This is a genomic window from Pseudomonas khavaziana, from assembly GCF_019145205.1.
Lineage (GTDB): Bacteria > Pseudomonadota > Gammaproteobacteria > Pseudomonadales > Pseudomonadaceae > Aquipseudomonas > Aquipseudomonas khavaziana.
Genome location: NZ_JAHSTT010000012.1, coordinates 144,515 through 155,778, shown reverse-complemented (window position 1 = coordinate 155,778; position 11,264 = coordinate 144,515). Strand labels below are relative to the sequence as shown.

Genomic DNA, 11,264 nt, shown 5'->3' with positions numbered 1-11,264 from the left:
CGACAAGTCGGGGCATTGGCTTTTAAACAGCGGCAGACTGCGTTTTCACACAGTCTGCGAAGGCTCCGTTTTTTTCAAACCAACCTGAATCAGGCCAGTTTCTTGTGACGCACACGGTGCGGCTGGGCTGCGGCTTCGCCCAGGCGCTTTTTACGGTCTGCTTCGTACTCGGTGTAGTTACCTTCGAAGAACACCGCTTGGGAGTCGTCTTCGTACGCCAGGATGTGGGTCGCGACGCGGTCAAGGAACCACCGGTCGTGAGAGATCACAATGGCGGCGCCCGGGAAGTCCAGCAGGGCTTCTTCCAGGGAACGCAGGGTTTCCACGTCGAGGTCGTTGGACGGTTCGTCGAGCAGCAACACGTTGCCACCCTCTTTCAAGGTCAGGGCCAGGTGCAAGCGGCCGCGCTCACCACCGGAGAGGTCCTTGACGAACTTCTGCTGGTCGCCGCCCTTGAAGTTGAAACGGCCGACATAGGTACGCGACGGGATTTCATAGTTACCGATGCGGATCTGGTCGGAACCATCGGAAATCTGCTGGAATACCGTCTTGCTGCCGTCGAGGTCGTCGCGGCTCTGGTCCACACAGGCCAGTTGCACGGTGTCGCCGATCTCGATGCTGCCGGAGTCCGGGGTTTCCTTGCCCATCAACATGCGGAACAGCGTGGATTTACCCGCACCGTTACCACCAATGACGCCGACGATCGCGCCTTTTGGCATGGAGAACGACAGATTGTCGATCAGCACACGGTCGCCATAACCCTTGGATACGTTCTTGAACTCGATGACCTTGTCACCCAGGCGCGGGCCGGCCGGGATGTAGATCTCGTTGGTTTCGCTGCGCTTCTGGAATTCCTGCGACTGCATTTCTTCAAAGCGTTGCAGACGTGCCTTGGACTTGGACTGGCGGGCCTTGGCGCCTTTGCGCACCCACTCCAGTTCTTCCTTCATGGCTTTTTCGTGGGCCGATTGCTGCTTGGATTCGGCGGCCAGACGGTCGGACTTGGCTTCGAGCCAACCGGAGTAGTTGCCCTCGTAAGGGATACCGGCGCCGCGGTCGAGCTCAAGGATCCAGCCGGCGACGTTGTCCAGGAAGTAGCGGTCGTGCGTGATCGCAACCACGGTACCTGGGAAGTCGTGGAGGAAATGCTCCAGCCAGGCGACGGAATCGGCGTCCAGGTGGTTGGTCGGTTCGTCGAGCAGCAGCATGTCGGGCGCCGACAGCAGCAGGCGGCACAGGGCCACACGACGCTTTTCGCCGCCGGACAGGTGCTCGACCTTGGCGTCCCACGCCGGCAGCCGCAGCGCATCGGCGGCGACTTCCAGCTGGCGCTCCAGGTTGTGACCGTCGCCGGCTTGCAGGATCGCTTCGAGCTTGGCCTGTTCGGCGGCCAACTTGTCGAAGTCGGCATCCGGTTCGGCGTAGGCGGCGTAGACCTCGTCCAGGCGCGCCTGGGCGTCCTTGATCACGCTGACGGCCTCTTCGACCACTTCGCGCACGGTCTTGGTCGGATCCAGAATCGGCTCTTGCGGCAGGTAGCCGATGTTCAGGTCCGGCATCGGGCGGGCTTCGCCTTCGAACTCGGTGTCGACGCCGGCCATGATTTTCAGCAGCGTGGACTTACCCGAACCGTTGAGGCCGAGCACGCCGATCTTGGCGCCCGGGAAGAAGGACAATGAAATGTTTTTCAGGATTTCCCGCTTCGGCGGAACAACTTTTCCCAGCCGATGCATGGTGAAGACGTATTGAGCCATGGTGAACCTAGCGTCAGTGACTGATGAATTAAGCGGACGAAGCCCGTGCCAGGCCATGCGCCGCGCGGGCCGTTGACGATGATCAATGCCTGCGTGGGGAAAAGCCTGAATGTCTGGGGCTGGAACGCCCCCGCGTAACCGGCAAAGCTACCTGAATGCGCTAGGGCAGTCCAGCCAGGCAGGACTGGCACTTTGCCACAACTCAAGGCATGCTAGCCGCCCTCCGGGCGTCCGGCTTATAGTGCACGTCGCGCGCCAGTCCAGCCAAACCGCAGGATCACAGCTTGTCCAAAGTCACGCCGCCAACGCCCTTGCGCGCCGCTCATATTGCGCCGGGAGCACCCCTGCACGGCACCTTGAAGGGCGCATTGGCGACGCTTGTCTTGTTGCTGCTCGCGTTATTGTTCTGGCAACTGCTCGACCAGTTGCAGCAAAACCAGAAAAACCAGCAGCAATACACCATCGACTACAGTGCCGACCTGGCCGAGCAAATCAGCCAGAGCATGGCCCTGAGCGCGCAGATCGCGCTGAACCTGCTGCCCATCGTCGAACCACCGCGCAATGCCGAACAGCAGCAGGCCTTGATGCGCACCTTGCAGCGTTCGTTACCAGAACTGCGCAGCTTCGCCCTGCTGGCGCCCAGCGGCGCGCTGATCAGCGACACCGACGACGACAGCCGCGACAGCGCCTGGCTTGAAGAGCTGGTCAAACGCAGCCACTCCCAGTCGTATTACCTGAGCAACGACAATGACGGCACCGTCATCTATCTGTTGCTGCACCAGCCCAGCGGCGGCTCCAAGGTGTATTGGGCATTACGCCTGGCACCCAACTACCTGGCCGGCCTCACACGTCAGGATGCCCAGGCCCAGCGCCCGATGTGGGCGATCGAGAACCGCCTGAACCACCGCGTGGTCAGCCGGGACAGCGGCATGCCGGCGCAGTGGGCCGGCGCCCTGACCCCGGAGGAGTTGAACAAAAGCGTGCTGGTCACGCCCTTGAGCAAAAGCGACTGGCAACTGCGCGGCCTGTTTGATCGCAGCGCAGTGCTTGAACAACTGCTGCCGGCGTTTATCGGCAAATGCCTGCTGGGGCTGGCGTTCTCGTTGATACCGGTGATCGTGCTGCTGAACATGCGCCGCCGCCAGCGCCAGGTGAACGAGGGCCGGCGGCGCTACCAGGACATTTTCGAAGGCACCGGCGTGGCCTTGTGCGTGCTTGACCTGTCGGGGCTCAAGACATTCTTCGACAACACCCAAGTACACAGCCGCGAGCTACTGCATGCCTGGTTGCAGGCCAACCCCAGCGAACGCCAGCAACTGCTCAAGGAATTGCGGGTCACCGAGGTCAACCAGGTGGCGGTGCGCCTGTTGAACGTAAACTCATGTGAGCAAGCCTGGGAACGCCTGATCGATGATTGCCCACACAACGCCACCGCCATCGGCTACCCGGTGCTGGAAGCGGTACTGGCCCAGCAGAAACAGCTGGAGCTGGAAATCCAGCTCAACGATGTAGCCGGCAATGAGCAATACCTGTGGCTGGTGATGCGCCTGCCGGAACAACAGGACGACTTCAAGGCGGTGATCCTCAGCATCAGCGACATCACCAGCCGCAAGCTGACCGAGTTGTCACTGGTGGAGCGCGAGAGTTTCTGGTCGGACGTGGTGCGCACCGTGCCCGACCACCTGTATGTGCAGGACGTGATCAGCCAGCGCATGATTTTCAGCAACCATCACCTGGGCCACACCCTCGGCTACAACAGGGCCGAACTGCAGCAAATGGGCGAGTACTTCTGGGAAATCCTGCTGCATCCCGAAGACGCCGAGCATTACCACGACTTGCGCCAACAGCAACGCCAGGTCGGCTACACGACGCAACTGCACTGCCAGCTGCGTTTTCGTCACCGCAATAACCAATGGCGTCGCTTCGATATCCGCGAACAAGCCCTGGCCCGGGACACGTCCGCAGTGGTCACACGGATCATTGGCGTGGCCAAGGACATTACCGACCAGATTGAGGCCAGCGAATCCCTGCGCGACAGTGAGCAGCGCTATCGCATGCTGGCCGAAAGCATCAGCGACGTCATCTGTTCCACCGACAGCCAACTGGCCCTCAACTACGTCAGCCCATCGGTCAACGCCGTGCTCGGCTATGACGTGGACTGGGTATTCAAGAATGGCTGGCAGTCGATCATTGCCAACCCGCAGCAGTTGACCGGCATTTATAGCTTGATGGAACAGGTCAGCCGCGCCCTGGGCAACCCCGAGGCCTTGAACACGCTGCGCGATGATGTTCAGACCCAGTTGTTCCTGTTCGACTGCCTGCGCGCCGACGGGCGCAAAGTGCCGATCGAACTGCGCCTGGTACTGGTATGGGATGAACATGGTGCGTTTGAAGGCATTCTCGGCGTGGGCCGCGATATCAGCCAGCAACGCCGCGCCGAAAAAGACCTGCGCATGGCGGCCACGGTATTCGAGCATTCCACCTCGGCCATCCTGATTACCGACCCGGCGGGCTACATCGTGCAGGCCAACGAGGCGTTCAGCCGGGTCAGCGGCTACGCCGTGAGCGATGTACTCGACCAACTGCCGAACATGCTCACGGTCGACGAGCAGCAGGAAGCCCACTTGCGCTATGTGCTCAAGCAACTGCACCAGCACAGCACCTGGGAAGGCGAAGTGTGGCTCAAGCGCCGCAATGGTGAGCATTACCCGGCCTGGGTCGGCATTACGGCGGTGTTCGACGATGAGGGCGACCTGGCCAGCTACGTCTGCTTCTTCAGCGACATCAGCGAGCGCAAGGCCAGCGAACAACGCATCCATCGCCTGGCCTACTACGACGCCCTGACCCACCTGCCCAACCGCACGCTGTTCCAGGACCGCCTGCACACTGCGTTACAGTCGGCCGAGCGGCAGAAGTCGTGGGTGGTACTGATGTTCCTTGACCTCGATCGCTTCAAGCCGATCAACGACTCACTGGGCCACGCCGCCGGCGATCGTATGCTCAAGGAGATGGCCACGCGCCTGCTCGGTTGCGTGGCCGAGGACGACACCGTGGCGCGCATGGGCGGTGATGAGTTCACCCTGCTCTTGCAGCCGCGGGTCAGTCGCGAGATGGCGTTGAACCGTGCGATTCATGTGGCTGAGCAGATTCTCGCCAGCCTGGTGAAGCCGTTTGTACTGGAAGGCCGCGAGTTCTTCGTCACCGCCAGTATCGGCATCGCCCTCAGCCCGCAGGACGGCAACGAGCTGAGCCAATTGATGAAAAACGCCGATACCGCGATGTATCACGCCAAGGAGCGCGGCAAGAACAACTTCCAGTTCTACCAGGCCGACATGAACGCCAGCGCCCTGGAACGCCTGGAGCTGGAAAGCGATCTGCGCCACGCCCTGGACCAGAATGAATTCGTGCTGTATTACCAACCGCAATTCAGCGGCGACGGCAAACGCCTGACCGGCGCCGAAGCCCTGCTGCGCTGGCGCCATCCGCGTCGTGGCCTGGTGCCGCCGGGTGACTTCATCCCTGTGCTGGAGGAGTTGGGCCTGGTGGTGGACGTGGGCGACTGGGTGATCAGCGAAGCTTGTCGCCAGCTCAAGAGCTGGCACCAGAACAAGGTGCGGGTGCCCAAAGTCTCGGTGAACATCTCAGCGCGACAGTTCTCCGACGGCCAACTGGGCACGCGCATCGCCACCATCCTCAAGGACACTGGCCTGCCGCCGGCCTGCCTGGAGCTGGAACTGACCGAAAGCATCCTGATGCGCGAAGTCAACGAAGCCATGCAGATCCTCGCCAGCCTGAAGAACCTGGGCCTGAGCATCGCGGTGGATGACTTCGGCACCGGCTACTCATCACTCAACTACCTCAAGCAGTTTCCCATCGACGTGCTGAAGATCGACCGCACCTTCGTCGATGGCCTGCCCTCCGGTGAGCAGGACGCACAGATCGCCCGGGCGATCATTGCCATGGCCCACAGCCTGAACCTGGCGGTGATCGCCGAAGGTGTGGAAACCCACGAGCAATTGGACTTTTTGCGCGAGCATGGCTGTGATGAGGTACAAGGTTACCTGTTCGGGCGACCGATGCCGGCGAATCGGTTCGAGGCGCAGTTCAGCAATGATGCGCTGTTCATGTTCGACTGAGCTGCTGCTGTGAGGCTAATGGCCCCATCGGGAGCAAGCCCCCTCCCACATTTTGAACTGTGAATACCTTCAAATGTGGGAGGGGGCTTGCTCCCGATGAGGCCAGCACAGTCACCACCCATCCCCAGATGAGCCCCACTTGTCCGCGACATGATGTCCTTTCATATGCCATCCAAAACCCATTGGGTTAGAATGCCCTTCTTTTCTGCCCCCGATCCTTGAGGACCGCCATGTTCAGCCGTGATTTGACTATTGCCAAGTACGACGCCGATCTCTTCGCCGCCATGGAGCAAGAAGCCGTGCGCCAGGAAGAGCACATTGAGCTGATCGCTTCGGAAAACTACACCAGCCCTGCGGTGATGGAGGCTCAAGGTTCGGTTCTGACCAACAAGTACGCCGAAGGTTACCCAGGCAAGCGCTACTACGGTGGTTGCGAGTACGTCGACGTGGTTGAGCAGTTGGCTATCGACCGTGCCAAGGAACTGTTCGGCGCCGATTACGCCAACGTCCAGCCACACGCCGGTTCCCAAGCCAACAGCGCCGTGTACCTGGCCCTGCTGCAAGGCGGCGACACCATCCTGGGCATGAGCCTGGCCCACGGCGGTCACCTGACCCACGGCGCCAGCGTTTCCTCCTCCGGCAAGCTGTACAACGCCGTCCAATACGGTATCAATGCCGACGGCCTGATCGACTACGACGAAGTCGAGCGCCTGGCAGTCGAGCACAAGCCGAAAATGATCGTGGCCGGTTTCTCTGCCTACTCGCAGATTCTGGATTTCCCACGTTTCCGCGAAATCGCTGACAAAGTCGGCGCCTACCTGTTCGTCGACATGGCTCACGTTGCCGGCCTGGTCGCCGCTGGTGTCTATCCGAACCCGGTGCCTTACGCTGACGTGGTGACCACCACCACCCACAAGACCCTGCGCGGCCCACGTGGCGGCCTGATCCTGGCGCGCGCCAACGCCGAGATCGAGAAGAAGCTCAACTCCGCAGTATTCCCGGGTGCCCAGGGCGGCCCGCTGGAGCACGTGATCGCGGCTAAAGCGATCTGCTTCAAGGAAGCGCTGCAGCCTGAGTTCAAGACCTATCAACAGCAAGTGGTGAAAAACGCCCAGGCCATGGCCAGCGTGTTTATCGAGCGCGGTTTTGACGTGGTGTCCGGCGGTACCGAAAACCACCTGTTCCTGCTGTCGCTGATCAAGCAGGACATTTCCGGTAAAGATGCTGACGCTGCCCTGGGCAAAGCCTTCATCACCGTAAACAAGAACTCCGTGCCGAACGATCCACGTTCGCCGTTCGTCACCTCCGGCCTGCGCTTCGGCACTCCGGCTGTGACCACCCGTGGCTTCAAGGAAGCCGAGTGCAAGGAACTGGCTGGCTGGATCTGCGACATCCTGGCAGACCTGAACAACGAAGCCGTGATCGACGCGGTACGTGAGAAGGTCAAGGCCATCTGCAAGAAGCTGCCGGTATACGGCGCTTAATTGCAGTAGCTTGAATAAGAAGCCCGGCTCTTGAGCCGCAATGCCGTTCAGTTTAAGGCGTTTTGTAGGAGCGAGCTTGCTCGCGAAAAACTCATAGGCGCCGCGTTCATTCATGGTGCACGCGTTATCGTTGACGTTTTTCGCGAGCAAGCTCGCTCCTACAGAGGGCGGTATACGCTTAACTGAACGGCATTGGCTCTTGAGCCGGGCTTTTTTATTTCAATTTGAAATGCAATCCAATGTGGGAGGGGGCTTGCTCCCGATAGCAGTGTCAGTCACTTATTTGTTTACTGACCCACCGCAATCGGGAGCAAGCCCCCTCCCACAGTTGATCGTATTTCAAGTCAGGATTGGTAGACGCGCTGGAAGCCTTCACGGATCTTGTCCTCCGGCAGCTCATCGGCAATAAACACGATCACACTCTCCCGCGCTTCACCCTCGGCCCATTCGGTGTCCCAGTCGAAACCATAGAGTTTCAAGACGCCCTGGAACACCATGCGCCGGTCTTCCCCGGCAATATTCAACACGCCCTTGTAGCGCAGCAATTGCTTGCCGTGGTCTTCCAGCAACTCGTTCATGAACTCGCTGAGCCGGTCGATATCCAGCGGCTGCTCGGTACGCAGTACCAGGCTGGAAATACGGTCGACCGATGGCGCGGCGCTGACCGGGCGCAGGCTCATGCCGGCGTTGAGGTTGAAGCCACGCACATCCAGCAGCTCGGCCAGGTCAATCTTGCCGTGATCCACCACACGGATCGGCGCACGACGGTTGATGCGCGTCAGGCGCTGGCTGAGGGCGTCGAACGTCGCCTCGTCCACCAGGTCTCGCTTGCTCACCAACAGGCGGTCGGCAAAGCCGATCTGGGCCTGAGCGATGGTCTGGGTCAGGTGTTGCTCGGCGTGGGCCGCGTCCACCAAGGTAATGATGCCGTCGAGGATGTAGCGCTCGCGCAGTTCTTCGTCGATAAAAAACGTCTGAGCCACAGGGGCAGGATCGGCCAGGCCCGTGCACTCGATCACCAATCGGTCAAAGGCGATTTCGCCACTGTCCAGGCGTTCGAGCAGCAGGTACAGGGCCTTGGTCAGGTCAGTGTGGATGGTGCAGCACACACAGCCGTTGGACAGGGTCATGACTTGTACCGGCTCTGCGCCCAAGAGCTGGGTGTCGATGCCGGCGTCGCTGAATTCGTTTTCGATCACGGCGATTTTCAAGCCGTGCTCGACCTTGAGCAGGTGGCGCAGCAAGGTGGTCTTGCCGGCGCCGAGGAAGCCGCTGAGGATGGTGACAGGGATGGGAGAGGACAAAATTACCTCCTGATAACTGAATAAACACAAAACAAATGTGGGAGGGGGCTTGCTCCCGATAGCAGTGTGCCAGGCACTTGTATGTCACTGACATACCGCTATCGGGAGCAAGCCCCCTCCCACAGGATCACCGCCAACCCAAGTTATCGAGCTAGCAGCACTTGGGCCCACCCTTGCCGCCGTAACGGGCCTCCTGGCGTTCTCGGAAGAACGCCTTGTAGTCCATCACCGGCTTGTCCGGGTGTTTGGTTTGCATATGCTCGACGTAGGTGTCGTAGTCGGGCATGCCGACCATCAGGCGTGCGGCCTGACCGAGGTATTTACCGAGGCGACTGATGTCATTGAACATGTTTGCAATCCTCGTTTACGCGTCCGGTACAGCCTGGAACGGGGCTTCTTTATCCGTACGCTCTTTGTTGCCCCAGGCGGCGACGCCAACCTTGAGCGCATAGAACAGGATGCTGAACACCACGAACAGGAACAGCGCCGTCAGCGTTGCGTTGGTATAGGCGTTCCAGATCACGTGCTGCATCTGGTCGATGTTCTTGGCCGGGGCCAGGATCTGGCCATTAGCCAAGGCATCGCTGTATTTCTTCGCAAGCGACAGGAAGCCGATGGCCGGGTTGGCGTCGAACAGCTTGATGAAGCCTGCAGTGGTGGTGCAGATCAGCAGCCAGACAGCCGGCAGCATGGTTACCCAGATGTAGCGTTGGCGTTTCATTTTGATCAGCACAACGGTCGCCAGCATCAGCGCGATGCCCGCCAGCATCTGGTTGGAGATACCGAACAGCGGCCACAAGGTGTTGATACCACCCAGCGGGTCGATCACGCCTTGGTACAGCAGGTATCCCCACATCGCCACGCAGCCTGCGGTAGCAATCAGGTTGGCAGTCCAGGACTCGGTGCGTTTCAGCGCCGGCACGAACGAACCCAGCAGGTCCTGCAGCATGAAGCGACCGGCACGTGTACCGGCATCGACGGCTGTGAGGATGAACAGCGCTTCGAACAGGATCGCAAAGTGGTACCAGAACGCCATGGTGTTTTCACCCGGCAGCACACTGTGCAGGATCTGCGCGATACCGACCGCCAGTGTCGGTGCACCACCGGCACGCGCCAGGATCGTGGTTTCACCGATATCGTGGGCCACGGCTGACAGCGCCTCAGGGGTAATTGCAAAGCCCCAGCTGCTGACGGTTTGCGCCACGGTGACCACGTCGGTGCCGACGATTGCAGCCGGGCTGTTCATGGCGAAGTACACGCCTGGCTCGATCACCGAGGCGGCAACCATCGCCATGATGGCTACGAACGATTCCATCAGCATGCCACCGTAGCCGATGTAACGGGCGTGGCTTTCACTGGCCAGCAACTTGGGCGTGGTGCCCGAGGAGATCAGCGCATGGAAGCCCGAGACCGCGCCACAGGCAATGGTAATGAACAGAAAAGGGAACAGGCCGCCCTTCCACACCGGACCGGTGCCGTCGATGAACTGGGTCAGTGCCGGCATTTTCAGGTCGGGCATGGTGACCAGGATGCCAATCGCCAGGGCGATGATGGTGCCGATTTTCAGGAAGGTCGACAGGTAGTCACGGGGCGCCAGGATCAGCCAGACCGGCAGCACAGCGGCAACAAAGCCGTAGCCGATCAGCATCCAGGTGATCTGGATGCCGGTGAAGGTAAAGGCCTTGGCCCAGTACGGGTCGGCGGCAATCTGCCCGCCCAGCCAGATCGAACCGAGCAGCAGCAGCACGCCGATGATCGAGATTTCACCGATGCGGCCCGGGCGGATGTAGCGCATGTAGATGCCCATGAACATCGCAATCGGGATGGTCGCCATCACCGTGAAGATGCCCCATGGGCTCTCGGCCAAGGCCTTGACCACGATCAACGCCAGCACCGCGAGGATGATGATCATGATCAGGAAGCAGCCAAACAGCGCGATAGTCCCGGGAATACGCCCCATCTCTTCGCGGACCATGTCGCCCAGGGAGCGACCGTTACGACGGGTGGACAGGAACAGGATCATGAAGTCCTGCACCGCACCGGCCAGTACCACCCCGGCAATCAGCCACAGGGTGCCGGGCAGGTAGCCCATCTGCGCCGCCAGTACCGGGCCGACCAAGGGGCCCGCGCCGGCAATCGCCGCAAAGTGGTGACCAAACAGGATGTGTTTGTTGGTCGGCACATAGTCCAGACCGTCGTTATTGACCACTGCGGGGGTGGCCCGCCGTGGATCGAGTTGCATCACGTTATTGGCGATGAACAGACTGTAGTAACGGTACGCAACCAGATAGATGGCCACGGCAGCGACCACGATCCACAAGGCGTTGATCGCCTCGCCGCGGCGCAAGGCCACTACGCCCAGGGCGCACGCTCCTACGATTGCCAGCACCAGCCAGGGTAAGTGGCGTAGCAGGCTATTATTATTTTTCATTTTTATATTCCAGCCAGGGTGGACAGAAAGGACAGCCATCCGGAGTTTAGCGCTACTGGCATCAAAGACCAGCCCCCTACGTTGGTCTAGAGCCTTGCCATGGCCAAAAAAAGCGGAAATAAACGCTGGAGGGTGGCGCAGGGCTACACTGCTCC

The 11,264-nt window shown here is 60.4% G+C and carries 6 protein-coding genes; 2 read left to right on the top strand and 4 right to left on the bottom strand.

The window, feature by feature from the left end; all coding sequences use genetic code 11:
- Positions 1 to 89 precede the first annotated feature (89 nt).
- Positions 90 to 1,754 carry an energy-dependent translational throttle protein EttA gene (gene ettA, locus KVH01_RS23975; protein WP_005791601.1) on the bottom strand — a complete coding sequence of 555 codons (1,665 nt, stop codon included), beginning with the start codon at positions 1,752 to 1,754 and terminating at the stop codon, positions 90 to 92.
- 284 nt (positions 1,755 to 2,038) lie between these two features.
- On the opposite strand from ettA, the gene KVH01_RS23970 reads away from it, so the two are divergent.
- Both KVH01_RS23970 and glyA read left to right on the top strand, forming a co-directional pair.
- On the top strand, positions 2,039 to 5,890 hold the full coding sequence (locus tag KVH01_RS23970) for a sensor domain-containing protein (RefSeq protein WP_217883153.1): 3,852 nt from the start codon (positions 2,039 to 2,041) through the stop codon (positions 5,888 to 5,890).
- Between the two features lie 230 nt (positions 5,891 to 6,120).
- A complete protein-coding gene (gene glyA, locus KVH01_RS23965) occupies positions 6,121 to 7,374 on the top strand; it encodes a serine hydroxymethyltransferase (RefSeq protein WP_043048451.1) in 1,254 nt (417 codons plus the stop codon).
- Positions 7,375 to 7,718: 344 nt separating this feature from the next.
- Here glyA and yjiA read toward each other — a convergent pair whose 3' ends face one another.
- The 3 genes from yjiA to KVH01_RS23950 form a co-directional block, all read right to left on the bottom strand.
- The gene (yjiA, locus tag KVH01_RS23960) at positions 7,719 to 8,678 is read right to left on the bottom strand and encodes a GTPase (RefSeq protein ID WP_217883152.1); all 960 of its coding nucleotides are present in this window, start codon (positions 8,676 to 8,678) and stop codon (positions 7,719 to 7,721) included.
- Between the two features lie 151 nt (positions 8,679 to 8,829).
- A complete protein-coding gene (locus tag KVH01_RS23955) occupies positions 8,830 to 9,027 on the bottom strand; it encodes a YbdD/YjiX family protein (protein ID WP_003194308.1) in 198 nt (65 codons plus the stop codon).
- 15 nt (positions 9,028 to 9,042) lie between these two features.
- The gene (locus tag KVH01_RS23950) at positions 9,043 to 11,109 is read right to left on the bottom strand and encodes a carbon starvation CstA family protein (RefSeq protein WP_043048455.1); all 2,067 of its coding nucleotides are present in this window, start codon (positions 11,107 to 11,109) and stop codon (positions 9,043 to 9,045) included.
- Between the last annotated feature and the right edge of the window lie 155 nt (positions 11,110 to 11,264).